This is a genomic window from Rhodopirellula baltica SH 1 (assembly GCF_000196115.1).
Classification (GTDB): Bacteria; Planctomycetota; Planctomycetia; order Pirellulales; family Pirellulaceae; genus Rhodopirellula; species Rhodopirellula baltica.
On the sequence record NC_005027.1, the window covers coordinates 6,062,358 to 6,088,164 of the forward strand.

General features: G+C 53.9%; 27 protein-coding genes. 12 read left to right on the plus strand and 15 right to left on the minus strand.

Annotated features, from left to right (window positions below; genetic code table 11):
* Positions 1-44: 44 nt before the first annotated feature.
* Together RB_RS23160 and RB_RS23165 are read left to right on the plus strand one after the other, a co-directional pair.
* Complete coding sequence (locus RB_RS23160; RefSeq protein WP_011123119.1) at positions 45-785, plus strand: MerR family transcriptional regulator; 741 nt, start codon at positions 45-47, stop codon at positions 783-785.
* Positions 786-836: 51 nt separating this feature from the next.
* A complete protein-coding gene (locus RB_RS23165) occupies positions 837-1,229 on the plus strand; it encodes a CoA-binding protein (protein WP_007330324.1) in 393 nt (130 codons plus the stop codon).
* 50 nt (positions 1,230-1,279) lie between these two features.
* Here RB_RS23165 and RB_RS23170 read toward each other — a convergent pair whose 3' ends face one another.
* Positions 1,280-2,674 (minus strand): MBL fold metallo-hydrolase, encoded by a 1,395-nt coding sequence (locus RB_RS23170; RefSeq protein ID WP_164923010.1) that lies wholly within the window; start codon positions 2,672-2,674, stop codon positions 1,280-1,282.
* Between the two features lie 112 nt (positions 2,675-2,786).
* The gene (locus tag RB_RS23175) at positions 2,787-3,248 is read right to left on the minus strand and encodes a beta-lactamase hydrolase domain-containing protein (protein WP_007339709.1); all 462 of its coding nucleotides are present in this window, start codon (positions 3,246-3,248) and stop codon (positions 2,787-2,789) included.
* A gap of 363 nt (positions 3,249-3,611) precedes the next feature.
* Here RB_RS23175 and RB_RS23180 point away from each other — a divergent pair, with 363 nt between their 5' ends.
* A complete protein-coding gene (locus RB_RS23180; RefSeq protein WP_231845913.1) occupies positions 3,612-4,523 on the plus strand; it encodes a universal stress protein in 912 nt (303 codons plus the stop codon).
* A 412-nt stretch (positions 4,524-4,935) separates the two neighbouring features.
* Here the strand turns inward: RB_RS23180 and RB_RS23190 are convergent, their stop codons facing one another.
* The 3 genes from RB_RS23190 to RB_RS23200 all read right to left on the minus strand — a co-directional run bounded on the left by RB_RS23190 (position 4,936) and on the right by RB_RS23200 (position 8,442).
* Complete coding sequence (locus tag RB_RS23190; RefSeq protein ID WP_011123124.1) at positions 4,936-5,883, minus strand: universal stress protein; 948 nt, start codon at positions 5,881-5,883, stop codon at positions 4,936-4,938.
* A 190-nt stretch (positions 5,884-6,073) separates the two neighbouring features.
* Complete coding sequence (locus tag RB_RS23195; protein ID WP_007330318.1) at positions 6,074-6,985, minus strand: universal stress protein; 912 nt, start codon at positions 6,983-6,985, stop codon at positions 6,074-6,076.
* Positions 6,982-8,442, minus strand: coding sequence for a sigma-54-dependent transcriptional regulator (locus tag RB_RS23200; RefSeq protein ID WP_037198060.1), 1,461 nt, complete (start codon positions 8,440-8,442; stop codon positions 6,982-6,984). The genes RB_RS23195 and RB_RS23200 overlap by 4 nt, the downstream gene beginning before the upstream one ends.
* Before the next feature lie 395 nt (positions 8,443-8,837).
* Between RB_RS23200 and RB_RS23205 the strand changes: the two genes are divergently transcribed.
* Entirely contained in the window at positions 8,838-10,289 is a 1,452-nt protein-coding gene (locus RB_RS23205; RefSeq protein WP_164922400.1) for an ATP-binding protein, read from the plus strand.
* Positions 10,290-10,337: 48 nt separating this feature from the next.
* On the opposite strand, the gene RB_RS23210 is transcribed toward RB_RS23205, so the two are convergent.
* Complete coding sequence (locus RB_RS23210) at positions 10,338-10,676, minus strand: zinc ribbon domain-containing protein YjdM (protein ID WP_007330315.1); 339 nt, start codon at positions 10,674-10,676, stop codon at positions 10,338-10,340.
* Between the two features lie 453 nt (positions 10,677-11,129).
* Here RB_RS23210 and RB_RS23215 point away from each other — a divergent pair, with 453 nt between their 5' ends.
* Complete coding sequence (locus RB_RS23215; RefSeq protein ID WP_231845914.1) at positions 11,130-12,158, plus strand: hypothetical protein; 1,029 nt, start codon at positions 11,130-11,132, stop codon at positions 12,156-12,158.
* A gap of 245 nt (positions 12,159-12,403) precedes the next feature.
* Here RB_RS23215 and RB_RS23220 read toward each other — a convergent pair whose 3' ends face one another.
* The 6 genes from RB_RS23220 to RB_RS23245 form a co-directional block, all read right to left on the minus strand.
* Entirely contained in the window at positions 12,404-12,844 is a 441-nt protein-coding gene (locus tag RB_RS23220; protein ID WP_011123131.1) for a response regulator, read from the minus strand.
* Positions 12,798-14,498: a sensor histidine kinase gene (locus tag RB_RS23225; RefSeq protein WP_231845915.1), complete on the minus strand. Its 1,701-nt coding sequence runs from the start codon at positions 14,496-14,498 to the stop codon at positions 12,798-12,800. The genes RB_RS23220 and RB_RS23225 overlap by 47 nt, the downstream gene beginning before the upstream one ends.
* A complete protein-coding gene (locus RB_RS23230; RefSeq protein ID WP_231845916.1) occupies positions 14,495-14,854 on the minus strand; it encodes a hypothetical protein in 360 nt (119 codons plus the stop codon). Before RB_RS23230 ends, RB_RS23225 begins: the two co-directional genes overlap by 4 nt.
* A 168-nt stretch (positions 14,855-15,022) precedes the next feature.
* The gene (locus RB_RS23235) at positions 15,023-16,546 is read right to left on the minus strand and encodes a mercuric reductase (RefSeq protein WP_011123134.1); all 1,524 of its coding nucleotides are present in this window, start codon (positions 16,544-16,546) and stop codon (positions 15,023-15,025) included.
* Positions 16,547-16,606: 60 nt separating this feature from the next.
* Complete coding sequence (locus tag RB_RS23240; RefSeq protein WP_011123135.1) at positions 16,607-18,223, minus strand: VTT domain-containing protein; 1,617 nt, start codon at positions 18,221-18,223, stop codon at positions 16,607-16,609.
* A 72-nt stretch (positions 18,224-18,295) separates the two neighbouring features.
* On the minus strand, positions 18,296-18,457 hold the full coding sequence (locus RB_RS23245) for a phosphoenolpyruvate protein kinase (RefSeq protein ID WP_231845917.1): 162 nt from the start codon (positions 18,455-18,457) through the stop codon (positions 18,296-18,298).
* A 193-nt stretch (positions 18,458-18,650) separates the two neighbouring features.
* On the opposite strand from RB_RS23245, the gene RB_RS23250 reads away from it, so the two are divergent.
* Together RB_RS23250 and RB_RS23255 are read left to right on the plus strand one after the other, a co-directional pair.
* Complete coding sequence (locus RB_RS23250; RefSeq protein ID WP_011123139.1) at positions 18,651-19,193, plus strand: GNAT family N-acetyltransferase; 543 nt, start codon at positions 18,651-18,653, stop codon at positions 19,191-19,193.
* A gap of 138 nt (positions 19,194-19,331) precedes the next feature.
* Positions 19,332-19,586: an indolepyruvate ferredoxin oxidoreductase subunit alpha gene (locus tag RB_RS23255; RefSeq protein WP_011123140.1), complete on the plus strand. Its 255-nt coding sequence runs from the start codon at positions 19,332-19,334 to the stop codon at positions 19,584-19,586.
* A gap of 14 nt (positions 19,587-19,600) precedes the next feature.
* Here RB_RS23255 and RB_RS23260 read toward each other — a convergent pair whose 3' ends face one another.
* The 3 genes from RB_RS23260 to RB_RS23270 form a co-directional block, all read right to left on the minus strand.
* Positions 19,601-20,665 carry an ADP-ribosylglycohydrolase family protein gene (locus tag RB_RS23260; RefSeq protein ID WP_011123141.1) on the minus strand — a complete coding sequence of 355 codons (1,065 nt, stop codon included), beginning with the start codon at positions 20,663-20,665 and terminating at the stop codon, positions 19,601-19,603.
* A 63-nt stretch (positions 20,666-20,728) separates the two neighbouring features.
* A complete protein-coding gene (locus RB_RS23265) occupies positions 20,729-21,283 on the minus strand; it encodes an RNA 2'-phosphotransferase (protein WP_007329713.1) in 555 nt (184 codons plus the stop codon).
* Between the two features lie 32 nt (positions 21,284-21,315).
* Positions 21,316-21,687: a hypothetical protein gene (locus RB_RS23270; RefSeq protein ID WP_011123142.1), complete on the minus strand. Its 372-nt coding sequence runs from the start codon at positions 21,685-21,687 to the stop codon at positions 21,316-21,318.
* Positions 21,688-21,896: 209 nt separating this feature from the next.
* Between RB_RS23270 and RB_RS23275 the strand changes: the two genes are divergently transcribed.
* The 5 genes from RB_RS23275 to RB_RS23295 all read left to right on the plus strand — a co-directional run bounded on the left by RB_RS23275 (position 21,897) and on the right by RB_RS23295 (position 25,793).
* Complete coding sequence (locus tag RB_RS23275) at positions 21,897-22,229, plus strand: ArsR/SmtB family transcription factor (protein WP_164922401.1); 333 nt, start codon at positions 21,897-21,899, stop codon at positions 22,227-22,229.
* Positions 22,230-22,340: 111 nt separating this feature from the next.
* Positions 22,341-22,886 carry a rhodanese-like domain-containing protein gene (locus RB_RS23280; RefSeq protein WP_007329717.1) on the plus strand — a complete coding sequence of 182 codons (546 nt, stop codon included), beginning with the start codon at positions 22,341-22,343 and terminating at the stop codon, positions 22,884-22,886.
* The gene (locus RB_RS23285; protein WP_164922402.1) at positions 22,874-23,698 is read left to right on the plus strand and encodes a sulfite exporter TauE/SafE family protein; all 825 of its coding nucleotides are present in this window, start codon (positions 22,874-22,876) and stop codon (positions 23,696-23,698) included. The genes RB_RS23280 and RB_RS23285 overlap by 13 nt, the downstream gene beginning before the upstream one ends.
* Positions 23,699-23,727: 29 nt before the next feature.
* Positions 23,728-25,152 carry an MBL fold metallo-hydrolase gene (locus RB_RS23290; protein ID WP_011123146.1) on the plus strand — a complete coding sequence of 475 codons (1,425 nt, stop codon included), beginning with the start codon at positions 23,728-23,730 and terminating at the stop codon, positions 25,150-25,152.
* A gap of 161 nt (positions 25,153-25,313) precedes the next feature.
* Positions 25,314-25,793: a bacterioferritin gene (locus tag RB_RS23295; RefSeq protein WP_007329720.1), complete on the plus strand. Its 480-nt coding sequence runs from the start codon at positions 25,314-25,316 to the stop codon at positions 25,791-25,793.
* Positions 25,794-25,807 lie beyond the last annotated feature (14 nt).

The following is a 25,807-nucleotide window of genomic DNA, read 5'->3' on the forward strand; positions in this document are numbered from 1 at the left end:
GGACTGACATCAAGTCACTCCGGTTCTATCACGAGCAAGGTGTTTTGACGCCCAGTCGCGTCGAAGCCGGAAGCGGGTACCGGTACTACTCGGAGACGCAGATCGAAACGGCGCGGGTGATCGCTCGGCTTCGTGAGTTGGAATTCTCTGTGGCTGATGTACGAGAAATATTGAGCAACCACAGTGACGATGCCGACATCATCGAGCGTTTGAGGTCCCAGCGGGCCGTGATCAAAGAGCGGATGAAAAAGGATTCTGACATTGCAGGATTGCTCGATCAAATCATTGTCCATGAAACCGAGGCAACCCAAACGATGAACCAAACCAACTACGCCGTCGAGGAAAAGAGTGTCGAGCCTTGTTTGATCGCCAGCGTTCGCATGAAAGGAGCCTACAGCGAATGTGGCAAGGGATTCGCGAAAATTGGCCGCCGAATGGGGCGGTTTATCAATGGCAAACCCATTTTGTTGCAACACGACACCGAATACAAAGAAAACGACGCTGATTTCGAGGCATGCATGCCGATCAAGAAAGGCCAGTCGAATGAGGAGATCACCGTCAAGGAATTGCCTGGCGGACGAGCCCTGTCGTTGATGCATTTAGGACCGTACGAAGAGATCGGTCGGTCCTACGAAAAAATCATGAAGCATGCGAAAACGCAGTCACTGAGCTATCACCTGCCGACGCGGGAGATTTACCACAAAGGGCCCGGCATGATTTTCAAGGGCAACCCGAAGAAGTACCTGACCGAAATCGTGTTTCTGATTTCGGACGATGTTTCCTGAAGCCGCTGGGCCACGTCCAACCTGTTTCGATCCTTCCTCGGAGAACCCATCATGAGCGATGCCATCTCTTTGTTTCTTTCCGCTCCGACCTATGCCGTTGCGGGGGCTTCGGCTCGTCAGCATAAATACGGCAACAAGGTCTTTCGGGCTTTGATCGGATCCGGACGCACCGCGTACCCCCTCAATCCGATCACGGAAGAGATTGAAGGGCATCAGGCGTACCCGCGGATTCAGGATTTGCCGACGGTGCCCGAAGCGGTTTCGATCATCACCCCGCCCGAAGTGACTCGCAAAGTGGTCGCTGACGCGATCGACGCGGGCGTGAAGCATCTTTGGATGCAGCCCGGCGCGGAGGATGACGAAGCTAGCCAAGCTGCTCGCGAGGCTGGACTCACCGTGATCGATGACGGCAGTTGCATTTTGGTGCTGCTCGCTCGCGAATGAAACGCAACTCGCCGGTTTGAAACGCATCGATCGAGAGCGAACCTCGCGAGCTATTTGTCGATGGAGTAGCCCGCGTTTTTCCAAGCACTCATGCTGCCTGGGACGTTGTGGACATGCTGGAACCCGTTTCGTTGCAACACACTCGCAGCGATGCTGGCCCGATATCCGCTGCCACAATAGACCGCGACAGGTTGGTCGCGTTTCAGATCCAACTCGCCGTTGACGCCATCTCTCATCTCAGCGACGTAGTGATGTTTCGCTCCTGAGATTCGATTGGACTTATATTCCGAAGGAGCGCGGACATCGAGGATCTGAAACTCACTTTTGTGTTCCTTCAAGTCATGAACGGTGAGTTGAGGTGTCGTCGACAACGGCAGACCGGCGTTGTCCCAGGCTTTCATGCCACCGACGAGATAGCCCTCGAAGCGATGCAATCCGACGACCGCAAAGTGCCAAGCGACCCAGTCCAATTGGGTTTCGTCTTCCACGACTAGCAAGATCGGCCGATCGTAATCGAGCATGTCACCGGCCCACACAGATAGTTCTGGACGGTCGCCCAGATTGATTGCACCCCCGATGTGCCCACCGCCAAACGCGAGCATTTGACGCGTGTCGACGAGCTGTGCTTGGCCGGATTGAATTGCATCTTGAAATCGCTTCGGAGGCAGGCCCGGAACGACAGGGGCGTGGCCGATCAGTTCGGGGCCCTTGGCGTTGATCTTTTTGAGAATGGGATAGTGTTGCGGCACGGGAGGGGCACCCTCGCTGACGAACGTCGCAAATTCGTCGAAGTCATCATGCTGCAAGAACGCATTGTTTTTTCGTTCCTGGCCAATGGTGGTCATTGGTCGCTCGCCGATGCTGGCCCCGCAAGCGGAACCCGCTCCGTGACAGGGGTAAACGATGACGTCATCGGCCAGATTCAGGTAGTAATCACGAAGGGTCGAGAAGAGTTGCTTGGTGAGCTCTTCGGTTTCTTCCTCCCCCAACAAATCAGGGCGACCTGCGGATCCGACGAAGAGGGAGTCGCCACTGAGGACACCCCATGGTTCGTCCGGTGAATCGGAATCAGCCAGCTCATACGACAAATGTTCGGGTGTGTGACCAGGCGTGTGCCGTGCAGTGATCTTCGTGGATCCAAATTCAAAGGAATCGCCGTCACTGATTTTTTGAACGTCGAATCCATAGCTGGCATCCCCTTCGCCACTCGCGAAAATGTTTGCGTTGCCGACTCTGGATTGGAGTTCACGCGAACCGCTCATGAAGTCCGCGTGAATGTGAGTCTCGAAGATGTGCGTGATCGCGACGCCGTGTTTGCGACTAAGTTGGACGTAGGACTCGACGTTGGGTTGCGGGTCGATGACCGCCGCGGTTCCACTGCTGTCGTCACCGATCAAGTAAGACAGTTGCGAGATTCCTTCGGTTTGAATGGTCTCAAAAATCATGGTCATTGGACTCACCTGGATGTCGAAGCTGGCTGTCGAAGAAGGAGTGGCAGTGGAACTCTGCTGGTTCAGTTGCCGCGAATGAGCGACCGCGGCACGTATCCCAAGAGGATCAGCTCGTGGCGGCTTGCGTGCGGTTGTCGACGTATTGCTTTACGAATTTTTCCAGTTCGGGTTTATCGCATTCGAAGCCCATCTCTTTGGCTTGTTCGAGTGCCTGATCACCCGAGAGACCTTGTTCGACCGCGGTGTGCATCATCATCATCGCCCCAGCCCGTTTGCCGCTCTTGCAGTGAGCAAAAACCGGTTTGGGAAGCGACTGGTACTGCTCGCGAAATTGATCGACTTTCTTTTCGTCCATGCCATCCATCGAAACGGGGACGTGGAGATACTTCAAACCGGTTGCCCGCACGGCCTCGCCTTCCTCCTCGGGAGACAAAGGCTGCTCGTCCTCTCCGGCAGTTCGGAAATTGATCACGGAACGAAATCCATCGTCTGGCAACGATTTCAGTTCGTCTTGGCTGGGTTGTGGGCCGACAGTCAATTGGTCGTTGAATTTCATTCGATTTGACATGAGGAACTCCGTGTCCGAGGGGAATGTTTGGTTTGGGAAACGTCATCTGACGAAGAACAGACAGCAACTGATGTTCCAGACAAACGAGTCGGCAAGCATCGCGGTGCCGTAGTCAGTTACCTCCGATTGCCTTCGCGAGCCAATACCGCGATCTCGTCGCGACATTGCGTGCCTGAAAAGCGGAGTGTGCGAAAGCTGGAGACCGATGTGACGTACCGCACACTTCCGGTCGCTTGAGTGCCGGAAAACCGGCTTGGTCGGTTTGGCACCAAGATTGCAATTTTGCGAGCAGGACCACCGCTGCGAGCGATCAGGCGTTGCTACCCAAAATCGGGATCGCATTTCAAACCAGGAGTCAGAGTCATGCACAACGTTCTGTTGGCCATTGATGGGTCGAACGCTTCGGAAGAAGCCGCCAAGTTTTTTGCTCGTATCCCGCACTTTGACCCGGTTGAGTTGACCCTGGTGTCGGTCGTGCATCGACGATTTGTTCACGCTAGCTATTCGACTAATGAACTGATCGAAAAAGCGTATGAGCAAGATCGTATGAACGCTTTGCGAAGTCTGGATCGCATCGCTGAGCTGTTTGATGGTGCGAACGTTCGCGTGCGATCGGAACTGATCGAAGGCGTCGTTGGCGAATCCATCGTGCAAAAAGCGAAAGATATCCGGGCTGATCTGGTGGTGGTGGGGGCAACCGGGCACTCGCAAATCAGCCGCATGTTGTTGGGAAGTATCAGCGACTTCGTTGCGACTCATTCACCGTGCAGCGTGTTGGTGGTGCGGCCCCAAGCCATTCCCAAACCATCCGCACCACTCAAGGTTTGCTTGGGTTACGAGGGCACCGGTCCCTGCCAAGCCGCGTTGGAAGAATTGAAAGAAAGTCCCTGGCGCGGGAAAACGGAGTTGCATGTCGTTTCGGTTGCCGCTTGTTTGAATGAGATGTACGCCGATTCGGACTGTGTTCAGCACTACAAGGATCAACTTGCCCAAGCAAAGGAACAGCTCGAAGAAGTGTCGGATTCTGTGACGACCCACTTCATCGAGGACATTCACTACGGCGAAGGCATCACGCGTTTTGTAGAAACTCATGACATCAATCTCGTTGTCTTGGGTGAAACACCTCGATCGCAATTCAGTCGTTTTCTCTTGGGAAGCACATCTCAGTACGTGCTCAGACACGTTCCTTGCAGTGTGTGGATCACACGCAATCGAATGATTGAGGGATTGAAGGCGAAACAGTCCAAATCGAATTCACGCTCAGCGTTGAACTGAAGTCGTTTGCTTCGATCAGCAATGAGTCATCGGTTGATGTCAATCGATCCTTGGCTTGGCGTTCATTACGTAGCTTAAAATGCTTCTTAGATTGGCCATTGGGCGTTAGCGGGCTGTTGATTTGATGAGCCGTACCGCGTTAGCGGCGGTTAGTCAGACGCCAACCGGGGCTAACGCCCATCGGCTAGTTGTTGTCACTCGGTATACGACTAAATCAACAGGCTGCTAGCCAAGGTTCCTGACGCAAAGGCCGGGACTCACGCCCAATCGGCTGATTGAGTCTGACGCGGTTCAGGTAAGCAGGACCGGCGAATTTCAGCGTGCTTTCAATGCCGGACCTTTGAAATTGCCACCAAACTCGTCCTGCAAAGCATCGGGTTTTAGTGTCCGAAGAATCTGCGGCAGCGCAGCATCACGTGCTTGCCAAGGACTGCTCCGCGATCTGGCGATGAGCTTTGGCGCGGTCTTCTCGATCGCGAATGATCAGGACGCTGCAATCCGCATGGCGGAGAACGTAGCGGGAGGTGCTGCCCAGAAACACGCGGGTGAGCAAACCACTGTCGCTGTCGCCCGTCACGGCCAAGTCACATCCATGACGACGGGCGTATTCAACGAGCGTCTCGCCCACGTGGTTGGATTCAACAAAGTGGGTTTCCGTGTTCAGGCCGAGTTGTTGAAGCTTTGTTTCAAAGTCGAGGATTTGGGCCTGAGCTTGTTCGTGCTGTGCCTGCCACGCATCAGAAGCTTGCTGACGAAGGTCTTGCCGGTAGTACGAGAAACGGTCAAGAACGCGAACCAAATGAACTTCCACGTTGGGGCGTAACTTCAACTCACGGAGCCATGTCAGCATTCGTTCATCTTCGGGGCGTCCCGACAAAGCCAACATGATCTTTTGCAAGTCCGGTTCCACATCGGCTTCGCTGGTGGGACGTACAACGAGAGTGCTCATGTCAGCGTGCGTGGCCACGTAGTCGGAAACGCTACCTAGTAGCACACGTTCGATCGCCGAATGTCCAATCGCGCCCAACACAATCAGGTCCGCGCCGGATTCGTCGGCGACGTCCAATAAAGCGGACGTTGGTGGTCCAATCGGCACATGGGTGTGAACCGAATGAACGTGGTCTTGAGACTTCAAGTCGCTCGCAACCGCGTCGATCGCTTCGCGGCTTCGGTCGGTTTCGATTTCTAGAAAGCTGCCAAAATCCATCGGCATGCTCATCCCGCCTGTGTCGACCAACATTGGAGGTGCAACCACCGAAACCAAATCGAAGTCAACGGGTTTTCGAAGCGGCAAATGCGACGCAAATTCAACCGCTTGTTGCGAGTAAGGAGACGAATCAACAGCCAGTAGAACTCGCATCGTTCAATTCCCAAAATGAGGTTCTGAAAGGATCGTTTCGGAGGGTTGAAGTTTCCAACCTTCATGCGAAGGGAATCATTTGCAAGGTTCAGACCAACTGGCATTTTGCTGGGAATGGCGAGCCAAGTGTGACGGGGTGGCACAGGTTGGGCTCGCCGTGAGACTGGCCGCACGGACCCAAGTCCAACGACTAGCGAACAATCAAAACCGATTGATTTGCGTGTCGGACGACAAAGCGACTGACGCTTCCCAGCATGACTCGTTCCATCAACGAATCGTCTTGGTCGCCGACGACAATCAAGTCGCAGGCATGCTCATTCGCATATTCGAGAACCGCCCGTCCGACATGGGGAGACTCCAACAAGCTTGGTTTGACCTTCATTCCAAGAGCTTCCAGCCGTGGTCGGGTCGTTTCCATTAGCTTCCAGGCCGCTGAACGGACTTCTTCCATGTAGGCGGCAACTTTCTTGAGCAAATGCAGTTCGTATTCGGGGTGTGTTTCCATCACGTGAACCAAGTGCACCTCGCAATTTGGGACCAGTCGTAGAGCTGCGACCCAGTCCGGCAAGGCGGTGTCTGATTCGGCATTGCTGATGGCGATGACAACACGAGAAAACAGCCCTTTGGACGGTTCATGGTCTGTCGTGATGGGGCGATGCACCAAGCAAGTTCGCGTGGATCGATTGGCAACATAGTCCGAAGTGCTGCCCAAAAGAATTCGCGAAAAAGCCGAATGACCGACCGAACCGATGACGATCCAGTCCGCGTCAAAACGTTCGGACATTTCTATCAATCCGCGACCGGGATGACCTTGAGAGACCGAGAACTCACACGAGCTGAACCTTTCACCGAATTCCTGCTGCAGTTGCTTCAATTGGGTATTTTCAATCTCGAGTCTCGAGTCAAACACCTCCTGCGGTATCCAAGGCATCGATGTGTCATCGATGGTGTACAGCGGCGGTTCCGGGACAATTGTTGCCAAAGAGACTTCGCAGGCTTCCGCCAGTGTGGACTTGGACAACGCCTGCAACGCATCGCGTGCGGGGGCCGAAGAGTCAATCCCGATGAGTGTTCGTAGTTTGGGGCCGTTTCTTTCATTCATAGCGTTTCTTCCGCTGGCATGCCTTGTTCGAACCGTTCCAGCAATCGATACAGTTTGCGTCGATGAATGCCCAAATGACGCGCCGTTTTGGCTTTGTTCCCACCGAGCTGTTCCAGAACTTTCAACACGTGTGTCTTGATCAGATCGTCCACTTTCAGGCTGCTGTCGCCCAGCATCAGAGGCGGTGCCGATTCGGCGGTCGATTCCTCATCAATGGGATCCTCGCAAGTGAGGTCTTGGCCGAGATGTGAGGCGTCCGCATGTATTGGCGAAGCGGCGAACGAGCCGGAGTTTGATGGCAGATTGGATAGTTCGCGGGGCAAGTCATCCATGGTGATCACTTGATGGTCCGCCAGGATTGTGGCTCGCTCAACGACATTGATCAGCTGTCGAACATTGCCGGGCCAATGGTACTGAACCATCGTATCGAGAGCCTCTTTGTCGAAAGACCAACCTCGCGGCAGAAAATGATGAAGCAACAATTCAATGTCGCCTTCACGTTGCCGAAGCGGCGGCAAATTCAGCGTGAGAACATTGATGCGGTAGAGCAAATCCTCTCGAAATCTGCCCGCTTTGACTTCTTCCAACAGATCACGATTGGTGGCCGCGATCAGTCGCACTTTTACTTTGCGTTCTCGATGGCACCCGATCCGGCGAAGCGATCCATCTTCTAGGACGCGGAGCAATTTTGGTTGCAACGCGGGAGGCAACTCGCCGACTTCGTCGATAAAGAGTGTTCCTCCATCGGCGACTTCGAACAAACCGGGTTGATCGGCGGTGGCACCTGTGAACGACCCCTTTTGGTGACCAAAGAGTTCGCTCTCGACCAACTGGGCCGGCAAGGCGGCACAGTTGATAGTGACAAAGGGTCGGTCGGCCAAATCGCTTTGTTGCTGGACCGAACGCGCGACGACTTCCTTCCCCGTCCCACTTTCACCTTCGATTAGCACCGGTTTTCGAGTCGGAGCAACTTTCGCGATCATTCGCGAGAGTTCTTTCATTGCGAGGGAATTCCCGATGAGCTTGGGAGACGGGCGGTTCCGATGCACGATCGCTTTGAGCTGTTGGTTTTCTTTCTTGAGATGCCCGCGCTGCTGAGCCAATTGAACCCGGTGTTCGAGATCGGCGAGTGAACATGGTTTGGTGAGAAAGTCACATGCACCCATTTGCATCGCTTGCACGCACGCCTCGATGGTCCCTTTGCCAGTTAAAAACACGACTTCGACGTCGTGCGATTCCTCGTGGACGCGTTGCATTAACTCCAGTCCACTCATGCCCGGCATGTCGATGTCGAACACGGCCACGTCAAACGCCTCTCGGTCGAGGAACGACATGGCTTCGGCACCACTGGCTGCCAACCGGACCGTGTGTCCCATCCGCTCCATGAACTTGCCGCAACTGCGACGGTAGTCATCTTCGTCATCGACGAGAAGGATTTTGATGGCAGTTTGACTCATGGTGATACCGATCAAGAAGAAAGCGTTTCAACAAGCTGTGTTCGCTCAAGTCGAACTGCGATCCCTGTTCCAGCACGCGAAAAGCTAGTGAGAAGCCTTTTGACCCTGCTTTTCGTGCGTCTGGGATCACTTGATGTGCATTATGGCACAGCTGGCCTGGGGGCGTGAAAGCAACCTGCAAAACGATCGGTGAACAGACCAGTCACCACATCCGCGTCGAAGCGGATTGATCGATGCAGGATTGGACGCGAGTTGGGACAGGTTGGATTGAGCGGTGGTGTCACAAACAGCAGCATGGCATGACGTTCGCGATGCGAGCGGGTGATTGAAGCTCTGATTTTCAGAATCACAAAAGGACTTGTGATGTTGTTGCCGTTCCGTTGTCGTCTGGCCCCATGACTTATCTCAATCACATTCTTGTCATCGAAGATGATCTCGATGCTGCCGAATCATTGTCGGACATGCTATCGATCGATGGGTTTCAGATCACGACCACCGCGAGTGTGCAGGACGCGATGGAACTGCTTGAAAGCCAACGGTTCGGCGTTATCCTGACGGATCGGCATTTGCCCGATGGTTTGATCGAGCATCGATTGCAGGAAATCTTAGAAGTCAGTTCCAAAACACCTGTCATCGTCGTGACCGGTTACAGCGATCTGCAGGCCGTCATCCTTGCATTTCGCCAAGGGATCTCGGACTACGTGATCAAGCCGATCATCCCGGAAGATTTGATTCAGACGGTCCGGCGGATACTTGAGCGACGTGTTTTAGAGCAGCACCTCCAAATCGAACATGCTTTTGCCGAACGCATTCAGTCAACGGCAGAAGCGATCATCTTGGTCATCGATTTTGATGGCAGGGTGATCCACTTCAACCGTTTTTTTACGGAGCTGACAGGATGGGCCCAAGGCGATCTGATCGGGGAGAATTGGTTCGATCGATGCATCTATCCTGAAGACAGAGATCGGCTGATCAATGTTTGTGACACGATGTCTCGAACTGATCGCTATCGAGGATGCACCAATCGCATTCGTTGTAAAAATGGCGAGGCTCGCGAAATTCGATGGTCGAATTCAAAATGGAGTGAAGCTGACGGTGGGCAGCAATTCATTCTGGCAATTGGAATTGACGTTTCTGATCTAGCAGAAGCGACTCAGCGTGCAGTTCGAGCGGAGCGTTTGGCAGCGATCGGAGAAACCGTCGCGGCGTTGGCTCACGAGAGCCGCAATGCGATTCAGCGAATCAATGCAGCGTCGGAAGTTCTCGCCATCAACATTCGCGGTAACGTGGATTCGGAAGAAGAGTTGTCGGTTGTCCAACGAGCCGCATCTGATCTGTCGACGCTGCTGGAAAGTGTGCGAGCATTTGCTGCACCGATTCAAGCAAAGCTCGAGTGCGCGGATCTTCGCGAGATTTGGCGCCGGTCTTGGGATGACCTGGAATGCAAACGTTCGGGACGCGACGTTGAGTTGGTTGAGAACGCGACCAGCTGTTTGCACGATGTGAAAGTCGACGTTTGCCGAATGGAACAGCTGTTTCGTAACCTGTTTCTCAATGCGCTCGAGGCGAGCGAAGGTCCCGTTCGCATCGAGATCGATTGCGAATGCAACGACGAAATGGTGTGTTTGAAAGTGACTGATGACGGACCAGGGCTCACCGCCGAACAATCCGCTCATTTGTTCGAGCCCTTTTACACGACCAAGCCAACCGGAACCGGTTTGGGCATGCCGATTTGCCAGCGCATCGTCGAAGCCCATGGCGGCACGATCGCCGCCGGAAACCATTTGAATGGAACGGAAGTGGCGATTTGTGTGCCTCGAGTGAAAGCGGCGGTATTGGTGAGCTGATTCAAAGCGGCGTGCTGTCAATCGAAGGCAATCGATGACGCGAAGGAATCAAGCCTTTCGTACAAACTCGGACTTCAATCCCATCGCTCCGATTCCATCGATTTTGCAGTCGATGTCGTGGTCGCCATCGACCAAGCGGATGTTTTTGACTTTGGTGCCCACTTTGACAGTCTGTCCGGCACCTTTGACTTTCAAATCTTTGATCACAACCACGGTATCGCCATTTTCAAGTGCGTTGCCGTTGGCGTCGCGAATGATGTCTGCTTCCGCGGCAGCCTCTGCATCGGCTGGCGACCATTCATGCCCGCAGCTGGGGCAAACCAAAAGGATGCCGTCTTCATAGGTGAATTCACCAGCACACTCAGGACAATTCGGAAGGTCACTCATTTGGATAGATTGGTTGCATGGGATCGGACAGGAAGAACCCACCATTGTCGCAGGTTGAGTGGATGCGCGTAGTGGACGTTGCTTTGTGAGTGCGATTGGCCGTTTATCTTCTCTATTTCTTATGAGGGAACGCGACTAGCCCGATGGAACTTCCGAGACGCCAGTGGTGTCAGAAGGAGACGACTCTCCACGGATGATGTCGCTAGAAAGTCCGTTTTACGATTGGCCTCGAAATTCATGAATGTCTCGTGTCCCGGTTGTCAGCGCACCCTCAAAGTCTCGGATCAAGCAGCAGGAAAACGCCTGAGGTGCCCTCACTGCCAAACGCAATTTCGCTTGCCCTCCCGAGAGCCTGTTGTTGCTAGCCAACCGGTAGCGGCAAAGGCGGCCGTTCGTCCGGTGACACCGGTGCGGAAGCCAACCCGACCCGCTGGCGCATCATCGACCCGGGCGGTGCCTAGAACGCTTCCAAAGCAACCCGCCACGGTGCGAGCGTTCTCAGGGGCGACTGGCGCGGGTGTTTCTGGTGCGAATCGTCCAATCAATCGACAACAAAAAGCGAACCAGAACAGCGCGTTGGCATGGGTGAAAACGCATAAGTTTCACGTCGCGGTAGCTTCGTTCGCGATTTTGAATCTTTGCCTCAGTTGGCTCGCACCGTGGCCGATGTTCATCGTCGGAATCTTTGAGGTCGTGTTGGGAGCGATCGCGGTTGGATTGTTGTTCCTGCCGCGGTTGCACATTCTGCGAAAGGTTTTTGGCGAACTGGGCAGTACCTTTGTCAGTGCGGCCGCCGGTTTGGGAACAACCGGAGTGCTCTGCATCGCTGGTGCGGTGCTTCTCAAAGTAGGTCTGCGACTGAATCGCAACGGTGCGGCCGAGAATTTGGATTTCAGTGGTTTGCAGGGTGGCGGCACCGCTGTGCTCATGCAGGTTGCATTCATCTTTCTGGTTGGGATTGTCCTGATCTCGCTGTGGTACTGGATCGGAATCGCGCGAGCCTTGGCCGCGACCTACATCGCTCAAGCCGCTTTCATGGCAGTGATTGTTTTCGCGACTGTTCTCTCCGCACCTCCCATTCCCGATGCCAGTTGGCATGATCAACATGTCTCCGCCGAGTTCCCAAGTCCTGGCGGACCACGCGGGCATTCTCATCCACTTCCATATGGTCATCCGGGCAATCGATCTGCACCGGATATGTTTGGTTCGGTCAATCCTTTTGGGGTGCCCGCAGAGGAAGCGGTTCGAGTTTTGATCGAATTCTCAGATGGCCAGAATGCAGAAACCATACGATTCAAAATCGTTTCTAAGTTAAAGGCACGCCAATGGAGGGTACGTGCAATCGATGGGGAGCTCGTCCTGTGGGTTCGGACGAATCAGTCGTTTCAAGAGGTTCAAGATGCAATTGAAGACATCGACCAGGTCGAAGTGTTGGACTCGTCTGAATCTGACCGGTCATTCCGCATCCGGAAAGCGACTTGAGAATATGATTTGTGCAACCTCCACGGCATTGGAAATGTTCGGAGGACAAATGGTAGCGGGCTACATCTGAACCGCGGCCCGTCTGTATCGCGGTAGGGTGCGACGATCCAATGTGTTCACGATCGCCCTTTTCGTTCTGCACCACTTATGCAAGGGCCGACACGCGGCAAGACTCGATCGCCTTGGTCGGTTGAAACTTCCCGAAGGAGTGCTGGGCACCTCCCAAAGCGTCGTTTTCCCAGAATCTATTTCTTTGGAAGCTTCACCACGTTGACCCAGAATTCTTGAACGCTTTGAATCACCTCAAAGAATTGAACAAGATCGACTGGTTTGACGATGTAATTGTTGGCGGCCAATCCGTACGATTCGTGGATGTCGCGTTCTTGGCTGGAAGTGGTCAAGACGACCACCGGAATCGCCTTGATCCGATCGTCTGATCGGAGTTCTTTGAGGACGGTTCGGCCGTCCATTCGCGGCATATTGAGGTCGAGGAGAATTAGGTCGGGACGAACCGCGTCCTTGTACTCGCCTTCCTTGCGGAGGAATTGGAGCACTTCTTCACCGTCCCACACATGATAGATGTTGTTGCGGATCTTACCTTGTTGCAACGCATCCATGGTCAGCTCGGCATCGGTTTCGCTATCTTCGGCCAGCAGGATGTCGATGGGTTTCGCTTGGTTTGACATGTTGAATTTCTTGAGCGGACGGGTCGGTCTGGGTATCGGCGGGAAGGGAGACGCGGAAGGTTGATCCCTCGCCTTCTTCGGAAATGAGTGAGATGGTTCCGTGGTGACGTTCCACGATTCGTTTGCACAGGGCTAGGCCGATGCCGGTACCCGGGATCTGTTCTCGACGATGCAAGCGTTTGAATAATTCGAAGACCTGAGCGTGGTGGGTTTTTGAGATTCCGATCCCTTGATCGGCAACCGTTATGTTGATCCGGGAATCTTTGGTGTGAGAGTCAATGTCGATCTTGGCTGTCTGATCAGGTTTGCGAAACTTGATGGCATTGCTGATCAGATTTTGGAACAACTCGACTAAGAAACCCTCGTGTCCGTGGACAATACCCAGCTTTCCGATCCGAATTTCAGGTTCGGTTTCTCGGATCAATTGCGAAAGATTTTGAAGTGCCATTTGCACGCAGTCGTCGAGATTGATCTCGGCGAATTCCAATTCAGATTGACCCACTCGCGAAAGCGTCAAAATATCGTCGATCAAAGTCTTCATTCGGCCGGCGCCTTCGACGATGTGCCTTAGGTAACCTTGCCCCTTTTCATCAAGCGAGTTGGTGTGCCGTTGTTGTAGAAGTTGACTGAATCCGGTGATCGCTCGCAGAGGTTCTTGCAGGTCGTGCGACGCTGCGAATGCAAAGCGTTGGAGTTCCTGATTGCTTTCTTGAAGCTCGTGTTCATATTTCTTGCTGTCTTCAATGTTGAAGATGGTTCCGGCTGTTCGAATCGGGGTTCCACTGTTGTCAAACAGCGTGTGGGCATGCGTTCGAAACCATCTATAGCAATCTTCGTGATCCAGCATGCGAAATTCGACGCTAAAAGGTTTGCGCGTTTGCTTTTGGTTCGCTAGCCGATCAGCGAAAATCGCGATGTCTTCAGCGTGAATTCGATCGCGACTGGCGCTCACGTTTTCGGGGAATGATTCGGTGTCATCGCCCGCGTACCCAAGCAATTCGCGAAATTTCGGTGCGTACTGGACCTCATCGGTTTGGCGGTTCCAGTTCCAAATTCCACCGCTTTGCCCAAGCAGTTCGATGTAAACAACTTGGTTTCGCAGGTTCTTGATGTGTTGGCGGACATTGAAGGTCGCCAATGTGATCGCCGTGCCCAGACCTAGGATGACGTTGAGTATCATCAGCGCCCGAGTGAGGCGTTCTAGCCGGCCGGCTTCGGTCCGGTAAGCATCGCCGAGCGAATCGACGGTTGTCTTCAACTCGTTTAGTGTGGGCGTATCGTCGAAGCGAACCGCTGCGTCAATCTCACGGGCAGATGCATTTTCGCTGGCCATCTCATGAACGATCTGCAGTTGACGAGAGTACTCCGCGATCATGCGCCGGGTCTCTGGTAGCGGCTTCCCTTGGATGGGGCCCTGGTCAATCTGCTCCAGTTCGAGAATCAGCTGCAACGCTGTTTCAGCGTTCTGGATCGCGTCTTCGTAGTACTGTGACTCGGTTGGGCGAAGAACATAGTTTTTGAAATGATGTATCAGCCCGCCGTAGCCAATCTCTCGTTCTAACCGTTCGGTTGTGTCAATCGCTCGTGCTGCATTCTCATTGACTACTTGGCGTCGCTGATCTGCCGAGATCATGTACCAGCTGATAACAGTCACGGCAGCGATGCATAAGCCAATGCATAGAATGAGCGTGGAAGTACGCATTGAGATTTCTTTTGCGTGTTGTTTGTGCCGAACGGTGGCATTTTGCTGCTAATTGCGGATAAACGCAAGGGATTGTTACACGCCGCGGATTGTTCTGGCTCGCTGCCGCTAAAGACGGCTTGTTTCAGATTTTGATATCGACGATCGCGGCGAAAAGCTTTCGCAGTCATGGGGCCATGCATCTTGGATATGTTCATGTCCAGGAGAAGCACGCCGGTAGTTAGTGCCTGGGAAAGTTCGTCACGCACTTTTTCGGCGTCTTCGAAGACGCTGGCATCGAAGTTGTGCCCCAGATGGTGTTCAGCCAAAACACTGCTTTTTCGTTGCTTGGCTCGACCTTCAATTTGGTGGGTCGGTTGACGGGCACTGAATGTTTGGCCTCTCTCGCAACGGCGGTGGCTGCAAACGGAGTCAGTCAAACGGCGCCAGCGCAGAGCCTTCGGATTTGCGTTTAAAGACAATCGTCAGAGGATCGCTTAGCGACCGACATTCCATCGCATCAACGCGTGCAACATGGTTTTACTGAACGGCGTTAGACGTGTGCGGTTGTATTGATCGCCCAATTTGCGGATCGCCTCGGCTTGCGTCGGGTATGGATGAATTGCATTTGCGATCGCCCCCAGTCCCACGTTGTTGTTCATCGCAACGGTGATTTCCGAGATCATGTCGCCCGCGTTTTTCGCGACGATGGTCGTGCCGACGATTTTGTCAGTCCCCTTCTTCGTGTGGATTCTGACGAAGCCTTCTTCTTCACCCTCGAGGATGGCTCGATCAACTTCGCGAAAATGTTGGACGTATGTGTCGATTTCGATGCCGGCGTCCTTGGCGTCTTGTTCGTACATGCCGACATGAGCAATTTCAGGGCTGGTGTAGGTTGCCCAAGGAATGATCAACTCGCTGGCCTTCTTTTTGCCGAACGGTCCAATCGCGAAAAGCGAATTTTGAATCACGATGCGTGCCAGAAAGTCTGCCACATGAGTGAATTGATATTTCGATGAAACGTCGCCCGCCGCGAAAATGTTGGGGTTGGTGGTTTGAAGGTTGTCGTTGACCTCCACGCCGTTTTTGTCAAATTTCACGCCGACAGCATCGAGGTTGAGTTTCTCAACATTTGGTGCTCGGCCAACCGCGACTAGCAATTGGTCGACCGGTTGGTCGTATTGGTTCCCATGGGAGTTCAGCGTCAAGCGGATCCCGCCTTCGTTCTTGATTTCGAGATCGTGTCCGCAACAAAGCAACTGAACACCATCGGCCAGCATTGCTTTTTGAACGATATCAGCGGCTTCGCGATCTTCTTTGGGTAGGATCCCGTGCTGAGATTCGATCAGGAAGACTTCCGAGCCTAGCTGGGCGAACGTTTGGGCCATTTCGCAACCGATCGGTCCCGCACCAATGATCCCAATTCGCTTTGGAAGTTTCGTTAAAGAGAAAACGGTTTCGTTGGTTAGGTAGTCGACTTGATCCAAGCCTTTGATCGGTGGAGCCGCTGCTCGGGCTCCGGTTGCGATCACCGCTCGCTTGTACTGAAGTTTGGTTCCTTGAACATCAATTGTTTGGGAGTCGGTGAAGCTGGCTTGCCCAAAGTAGACGTCGACGCCTAGGTCCTGAAATCGCTTGGCGGAGTCGTTTTGGCTGATCTTTGCGCGAAGTTCCCGCATGCGGCTCATGACACCATCGAAATCGATCTCAACTCCGTTCGGCACATGGACTGAAAAATCCGATGCGTTCTTGACGGTCGCTGCGACTCGAGCGGCGCTGATGACTCCTTTGGATGGAACGCATCCAACGTTCAGGCAATCACCGCCCATGAGGTCTCGTTCAATCAGCGCGACTCGGGCTCCCAACCCAGCCGCTCCTGCCGCGGTGACCAATCCGGCGGTTCCCGCACCGATGACAACCAAGTGATACGGTTGTTTAGGACTTGGGTTTTGCCAATCGGTCGGGTGAACGTTCGCTTCAAGTTGTTGGTTGTGTTCGTCGTGGGGAAGCAGAGCGTTCATGCGGTGGCCAATGGGTATGAAAAGCGTCGAAAAGATGAGGCGTCGTTTGTTCGATTCGAACTATCGTGGCCGGCGATTCGGCAACGTGTTGAGCGACCAGTCGTATGGCAGCCATTCGACGGTTGGATCCTGCTCGGAATCGATTGCTTGTCGAAGCGATTGTGAATAGGTGGCTGCAAAGTGTGGAATCGATTCCGCTGACTGCAAGAAATCGCCGGCGTACCAGTCGTAGAGCTTTGTGAGTCTTAGTTCGTTGGAGCCCGCGAGATGTTCAAACCAAGTCGCATGGTCGTGGACGATCCGAGTCTGATCTTCCAGTTGTTCATTCAATCGATCGGGATGGTAGGCTTCGCGACGTAGAGGTGGGCAACCAACAGCGGCGCAAACCAGTGCGAAGTGGATGCGAGGCTCTTTGAAATGCGGGCGAATCTGCTCGTGCTCAATTTGGTTGAGACTCCAGATGTTCCCACCGATGTTCCATCGAACCGCGTCCCAGCGATCGGTCGCGGGAATGTCCTTGATGGAATCGACCGGGTAGTGGTCCACAATCAATTTCAGCGTCGATGCGTTGTAGCCGTTAAGAAGCAAGGCTAGTTTTTCATCACGGCCAAGATCGTCCCACGGTGCCGACGCCACAACGTCCAGGTATCGATCAAGCTTGCCAGTGTTGTCTCGCAATGCCTCATAGTTCACCCAACCGCCTTCTTGAACGTGTGTCGCCAACACTTCATCCAGCAACGAGTGATCGATGTTTGGGCCACTCGGATTGGGCGAATGCGTTTCGGTTGCGTCGACTGCTGGTGGACCAAGCCAGCTGGTGACCGTGCTTTCGATGTCACCGGAGTTCATCGAGACGTAAACGGCAAGCAAAACCATTGAAACGGCAATCGTAGCTAGAAGCACCGTCCGGCGAGCGTTCGATGTTGCCACCGAGCCGGATTGTTTCGATGTGTCAGCGTTCTCACGCTGATCCTGGTCGACTTGTTCGTCCAGTTTTTGGCTGGCCAGTCGCGTGACATAGACGGTGACCGCGATGGTCGCCAGCAATCCCACCGCTAGCATCGCCCACTCCGCGGTGGTGCGTTCACGATCCGCACCGACCGCTGCTCCCGTGACATGTCCCAAGTAAACATAAAGGAATGTCGCGGGTAGCATCGCAATCCAACTGGTGAGAACGTACGGCCAAAAGCGAATTGGAGTCAGGCCGTACAGATAGTTCTGTAAGTTGAAGGGCAAGGCCGGCGACAACCGCAACAGCCCAACGATTTTCCATCCGCCTTCTTCGATGGCTCGGTCGATCGCGGCGAAGCGACGATTGTCTTTGGCAAGTTTGGCGACCCTCTCTCGGGCCACATACCGAGAAATCAAGAACGCCAGTGCGGCGCCGATCGTCGAGCCAATCGAAACCACGATGGTGCCAACGAGCAACCCAAAGATCGCTCCGGCGGCGAGTGTCAAAATCGTGCCTGGTACAAACAGAACTGTCGCGACGATGTACAGCAACACGAGGACCACCGGGCCCCACCAACCCAAGCTACCGATCCACTCGTTCATCGCCGAAGTGACAACGTCAAACGGCAGCGTGCGGATGATGACCAGCAAACTGACCACGACGATCGCGATGGATCCCCAGCGGACGTACTGATTGATTTTCGCAGCGGTGGTCTCGGCTGGCATGAAATGATCTCATTGGCTGACGTTGCGAAGGGCTCCCACACTGGAAACAGTCGAGACGATGTACGGCACCATTTACGTCAGTCCGATTTTAGCAGCGTGTCGAATTTCGAGGTTTCCATTCCAGATCACGTCGCCTTGGTTGATCGCAATCAGAATCGTGCCAACAATCGAGCTGCAGATCACTCCGCGTACAACGATCGATCGCTTGGTTGCCAAACGGATCCAATCACGCATGTCAGGTTGCAAGTCGGAAGGAGTAAGAGGGGGCGAAGCTTCGGAGTTTGTCTGTCCGCCGATGGGCCACGACGAAGCGTTGTCGGGATTGTTGGAATAGTGAAGCGGCCACCCCATCCGCCAGCCGGGGTGGATCCGCAATGTCCGGGCGAGAGAACTGCAGTTGTCAACCCTTTCAAAATGAGTCTATCCGGTGATCTCAATTTCCGTGGAACAGTCGTGCCATTACGATTCGGTTCAACAGCTCACCGTTTCGGCTTTTGAAGCATCAAAGTTTGGTCATCAGGGCGAATCGGAACTGATCGAAGCCTTGCGTGACAATTGTGAGCGAGCAATTTCGTTGGTTGCTCTTGATGATCGAAAAGTGATAGGGCACGTGATCGCATCGCCTGCCGTCATTCATTTCGCCGGCAGTGAGAGGAGCGGTTTGGCGATTGGTCCGATGGCGGTGATGCCGTCGTTTCAGCGGAGAGGCGTTGGTTCGCAACTCGTTCGTGCGGTCGTTGAGCGAGCGGACGCTGCGGGCGAGTCCTTTATGGCGGTGGCTGGGCACCCGGAGTTCTACACTCGATTTGGGTTTCGGCCGATTTTGGACTTTGGCGTTCAGCACTGTTTTGATGGAATGCCTGACGATGTGTTTTTCTTGCGAGGACTTCAGACCACATTTCCGGATCACTTCGAGAATGGACGCCTCGTTTACTCCAACGCGTTCGGTCGGCAAGACCGATTTGCCTGATCGCGAACGGACGTTTGGTTTGATTCTGCCTGCGAACCATCGGCTGGAATTCGTGTCCCTTTGATAGACGTGTCATGGCACATCTGCCGTGGACCAAATTGAATGATACGAACTTCGTTCTATTGAGAGGGACCTGCGATGACGATGGTGGTGACGCAGCCGTGCATCGGTTGCAAAGACAAAGCCTGCTTGACCGTGTGCCCGGCGGATTGCTTTCACGAAGACGAGCAAATGGTTTACATCAATCCCGACGACTGCGTTGATTGCGAAGCTTGCATTCCCGAGTGTCCGACCGAGGCCATCTTCGGCGAGGACGATGTGCCGGAGCAATGGAAGGACTTCATTGCATTGAACGCGATCAACGCGGACGCATGCCCGCCGGCCAGTGAGTAGTTCGCGGTTCTCGATCAGTATGGCGGTGCGAGTCGGCGAAAGCCGTGAAAAAGAACGATCATCAGGAACGCGAGGTTGCGAAGAACGACTGCGAGTGGATTGATCCAAGGTGCTTTGTTGGGCGTTCTGCCCAGTGATGTTGGCTCCAATGTGTCGGCGAGTTTTTCAGCGAGGTGCTCGATCCACATGATGCTACGCGGCCAGTTTTGGATGCCGTCGAGCCATTTCGTTGGAATGCCATCGCGTCCCACACCGGCACCAACGATTCCGCCAACAATCGCAGCAGTGGTGTCAGCATCACCGCCGCACTCGATGATGGAGGTGACCGCTTGTCGGTAGTCGTTTGGGCTGGACAGCCAGGCGTGAACGGCAAGCGGAACTGTGTGAAGCGTGTAGCCGGTGATGCCTCGTGAGAGTCCTTGTGAATCTGCAAAGTCTCGGGTGGATTCGTTCGACTGAGCACTGTCGATTGAGGCTCGGATTCGATTCAGTAATTCCGATTGCTCGTTGTTCAATGCCTTCTCAACGTCTTTCAGCCAAAGCTTGTGGTCGACCATGGGAAAAGTTCGAGCGTGCCGTGCGGCAAGTGCGACCGCGATCGCACCTTGTTCTGCCTTTGGGTCAGAATGTGTCAATCGCGATGACGCACGCACGAAGTCCAGCATCAGCGAACGATCATCGATTGCCGCACCAAAGATGGCCGCTCGCATTGCCGGTCCGTTGCCAGCGGAGAAAACACCAGACGTTTGTGGCTTTGCGCCCAACCAAAGTTTGATACCGGATCGAGCCGTTGCTTTGCCGACTCCCGCGGGCAGTCCCAGGATCCACCACCGCAAACGCCATGCAAAACGCTTCGCGAATTGATTGACGTCGGATGGAGATTCCATTAACGATTGAGCCACCATGCAGGTGTGCTCCGTGTCGTCGGAAATCATCCCGTGACCAAGAAAAAAACGGTGTCGTGTCGGTGGGCCGAGAAGACGTGCGGCTCGATCGGGAGGCAAGCCTTCGTAGGGAAGTCCAAGAGCGTCACCAACGGCGGTGCCCAGCATGCAGCCAACAATGGATTTGTAATGCAAGACAGCTGCTCCAGGATGAAACGTTGGGTTTCGGTCAGTCAGATTCGCAAAACAGCCGACGGATCACGTTGGGAAGGTGAGGTAAGTCGGCGGAACCGAATCGACTAACCAAACTTCATTCTCAGAGAGATAGAAAATATGACCGTCTTGATGCATTCGCTGTGCAGCGATGAGAAGGAGTTTGGGTTTGCCACGTCGCGAACCAACATTGGTTGCCGTTGCTTCGTCGGCGGAGAGGTGAACGTGGTTTCGAGATCGCTTTTGCAATCCTTGTTCACGGATACGAGGAAGGAATGCATCCACGGTTCCATGGTAAAGCGTTGCGGGCGGATTCGCTTCGGTCAGGTTCAGGTCCACTCCTGCAACCGAATGCCCTTGGCTGGCGCGAATGCGAAGCCCATCATCGCTTAGGACAAAACGTTTCTTGTCATTTGTCGCGACCACTTCGTGAATCAATTCGAGCGTCAGCTTCTTGCCACGTGTGTTTGCGTTTGCAATCAGTCCATCGATTTCGAGCCAGCCTTGCTCGTCCAGCGTCATGCCGATGACACCGGGTTGGTGTCGGAGGACGAGGCTCAGGAATTTGCTCGTCGACACGAGTTGTTTGTCTGCTTTCATCGTGAAGATTCTATCGAAAGGCGGCGTTGAGGTTACGTAGTGGTGCGTCGCGTCAGGTCGACGTTGTCGTAGAGATGCATGCCTTCCGTGTGCGATGAGGTCAGTGGTTGAGCAACGATGCCACCAAAGCGTGCTTCGGTCACGTACACCGGTCGGTGATGGATCAGACAAAACACGGACCCGCAAACTCTGGACGCCGTGTCTGGTTCGTCCGCATAACCAAAGCAAAAGCCGCCCGAAAAACTCACGTTTCCAAATTCCAGGCGGCGGCCATCTCCATCCTCCGCCAGAGCCAAGCATTCTTTGCAGATGTACCAGGGATACCGAAGAAACACACGTTGCTTGGAACCACAAACTGGGCAATGGTGGTCGGGCAGTTCGCTTGAGGGTGAGGGCTGGGGCATGGCCAGTTCAGGTTTCAGGGTGCGGTTTCGAAAGTGTCTGATTCGGTGACATGAATGATTGCAGAATTGGTCGCGGGAGTGTGCGCGAGGCGACGGTCAACGGAGGGCTCGTTGTTGCGGCGATCGTTTAGGATAAATTTCAAGATTGAATGATTGACACCTCGTGATGTGACGATATATTGGAGTCACCGAGAGCGAGGGAGAACAAAATGAATCGCAAAACAGAACTTAGAAACGAGCGTCCGTCAAAACCGCCCGGCACGGCAAGCGATTTTGCACAAGCCGCGGAATGTTTGAAGGTCCTCGCTCATCCAGTTCGTTTGCGAATTGTTCAGATGTTGCTACACGGCCGATACACGGTTGGTGAATTGGCATCGGATTGCGAGATCCAGAACAATGTCGGTTCGGATCATTTACGGCTGTTGCAGCGTTGCGGATTTCTGACCAGCAAGCGGGATGGACGCAAAGTGTATTATCAAGTCGCTGAGTCTCATTTGGAGCAGCTGATGGCGTGCATCGAAGGACGCTTTCAGACGTCTTGAAAGCAATTCAAAATAGTGGGACGGACGGTCGTCCCTTTTTTTAAACTGACATATCGTCGCATCTCGAGGTTTCGACCCATTTGTGGTGCGACCCTACAACGGAGTCTTCTCATGCAGTCAATCACAGTTCAAGAGCTCGCCCAAAAGCAGAAGAGCACCAGCGTCGACTTGATCGATGTTCGGATGCCGACCGAGTATCGCGAAGTTCATGCCACCGGAGCGGTCAGTGTTCCACTGGATTCATTGGATCCAAAGGCAGTGGCGCAAGCCATGCAAAACGGAAGTGGTGAGCCGATCTATGTCATTTGCAAGAGCGGGAATCGATCCAGCAAAGCCGTGCAGAAGTTCTTGCAGGCAGGCGTGCAAAACGTTGTCAACGTGGATGGCGGGACCAACGCATGGGTGTCCGCTGGGTTGCCAATTGTCCGGGGGCAGAAAGCCATTTCACTCGAACGTCAGGTTCGAATTTTGGCGGGGTTCTTGGCCTTGCTGGGTGCGGTCCTGGGGTTCTTCGTCCATCCCTACTTCATCGGACTGTCTGCATTCATCGGTGCCGGTTTGATGTTTGCCGGAATCACTGACACGTGTGGGATGGGCATGATGCTTTCGAAAATGCCCTGGAATCGATGCGGAGATTCAGGGTCATGTTCGGTCTAGCGATCTTGTTTGGCTGCATCGTCGGTTTTGCCCTCGGGCTTACCGGTGGGGGCGGCGGAGTTTTTGCCGTGCCATTGCTGGTCTATGGCATGTCGATCGCGCCACGCGAAGCGGTTGGGATCTCACTGGCATCGGTCGGCGGTACTGCGTTGTTTGGTGCGGTCCCAAGATTGATTCATGGTGAAGTCGAACTGAGGACCGGGTTGTTGTTTGCGATTGCTGGAATGATGGGTGCCCCGGTTGGATCGTATTTGTCGTCGTTGGTACCGGAGACGGCTTTGTTATTGATGTTTGCGGTGTTGATGCTCGTTGTTGCTTACCGGATGTGGGCGAAGACGAAAGATCCAAGCATTGTCAGCGGTGTGTGCAACAGCGAAGCGAGCATGGAACGCGATCGCAGTGCTTGTCAGCGTGATGAAGATGGCACGCTGCGATTGACATCGCGATGTGCACGGTTGCTGGTTCTGGTGGGACTGATGACGGGAGTGCTTTCGGGTTTGTTTGGCGTTGGTGGAGGGTTTGTCATCGTGCCCGCGTTGGTCTTGTTCAGCGGCATGGAAATTCACCGAGCGGTTGGGACGTCGTTGTTTGTCATTGTCCTGGTCAGCGTCTCTGGAGTCGCTTCTCATCTGCTCAGTGGCAACGAACTTTCCATCTCAACCGCATTGTTGTTCACGACGGGCGGATTCGCCGGCATGTGGTTGGGCGGGATCGTCGCGAAACGTTTGGAAGGTCCCACGCTTCAAAAAGTTTTCTCGATCGCGGTTGTGTTGGTCGCGACGTTCGTCCTTGTCAAATCAACGGTTTTGTAGCTCACAGTCACTTTTGAGAGGAGACAATCATGTTGCTCAAGTATTTCTATGATGACAAACTCGCACACGCTTCGTATCTGGTCGGATGTCAGCGCGTCCGCGAAGCCATCGTGATCGATCCAGGTCGCGACATTGAGGGCTATTTAGCGATGGCCGAGCGAGAAGGGCTCACCATCGCAGCCGTTGCGGAGACACATATTCATGCGGACTATGTGTCCGGTGCGCGGGAGCTTGCTGACCGGGTGGGGGCGAAATTGTACGTCTCCGATGAAGGCCCCGCCGAGTGGAAGTATTTGTACCTCGATGGATACACCAATCAATTGCTTCACGATGGCGATTCGTTTTCGATCGGCAAGATCAAGTTCGACGTGATGCACACGCCTGGCCACACTCCTGAGAGCTTGTCGTTTGTGTTGACTGACCAAGGCGGTGGAGTCACTAGTCCAATGGGAATTTTTACGGGCGACTTCGTTTTCGTCGGATCCATCGGTCGCCCAGATTTGTTGGAAGAGGCAGCCGGGATCGCTGGAACTGCTGAGCCGGGAGCAAAAGATTTGTTTGCGTCCATGAAGCGGTTTCGAGCATTGCCGGATCACTTGCAAGTTTGGCCAGCTCACGGGGCGGGCAGTGCCTGCGGGAAAGGATTGGGGGCGATTCCCTCATCGACCGTTGGCTACGAGAAACTCACCAATCCCGCCCTGCAATATGACAACGAGGAATCTTTCGTGCGTTACATCCTGGCGGATCAACCGGAAGCACCGAAGTACTTTGCGGTGATGAAACGCGTCAACAAAGAAGGGCCACGTGTGTTGGGTGAAGGGCATCATCATCAGATGCTTGACTTGGCAAAACTACATGCCGCATTGAAATCAGGGACCGTCATCGATCTAGCAACCTCCTCTGAATTCGCGAAAGGGCATGTGCCCGGGGCAATCAATATTCCGATTGGCATGTTAGCGACCTGGGCAGGTTGGTTAGTCGACTACGACAAACCGGCGTACTTGATTTGCAAGCCGGAGCAATTGGAAGAAGCCGCTCGCGTGCTTCACAAGATTGGTGTGGAGGAAATCGTCGGTGCTTTTGACGCACACAGCGTTCAAGCGTCAGGGGAAGCCGATGAGGTCTATTCGGCCGCGAAGCCGTCTGAGTTGCTGCCTCGCATCGAGTCAGAGCGAGTGACGCTGATTGATGTGCGTTCGAACGAAGAGTGGAACGAGGGGCACATTCAAAATGCCAACCACTACTTTCTCGGTAGATTGCCGAGTCGTTTGAGCGAACTGCCCAAGGACAAAACCGTTGTCGTGCATTGCTTGAGTGGTGCTCGATCGTCGATTGCCGCCAGCGTTCTTCAAGCCAATGGCGTGAAAGACGTAATCAACATGGAGGGAGGCTACAAGGCGTGGGTGCAAGCGGATTTACCAAAGCAGAAAGAAACGGTGTCTTTGTCTAGCTAGCCTGATCGACCACGAGCGATTTACCACGGGGATTCGTCCGCAATTCCGGCGGTGGAATCTGGTTGGTTGATGAGAAGGCCATTTGGTCATATGACATCCATGGCCGACACGATCGGCAGCACGAAGCGATTCACATTTATTGAAAACTTAGGAGACAAACGATGAGTAAAACGCAAACGATTGAGAACTTGCAAAAAGCTTTGGCAATGGAATTGACGGCGACGCACCAATATCAGTTGCACGCCTGCGTGCTGGATGATTGGGGCATGGGGCTGTTGGCTTCCAAAATGCGTGAAGAACTACAAGAAGAGCTGGGGCATTCAGAAGACTTTTTGAACCGGATCTTGTTCTTGAAGGGAAATCCCAACTTGACGATGCAGAAAACGCCTGTCCAAGCAAAGTCGCTGAAGGAAATGTTCGAATCTGATCTGGCCGACGAAAAAGAAGCCATCGACTTCTACACGACCGCATCGATTCAGGCGAGTGAAGACCGTGACATCGGGACGCGTCAATTGTTCGAACGCATTGCTGTGGACGAAGAAGGGCATGCGGGTTGGTTGGAGCTGCAACTGGATCTGTTGGAGCGGATGGGTGAACCAGCCTACATCGCCAAGCACATGCCAGCGAATTCGGATGAATAGGCAGCTGTTGATTT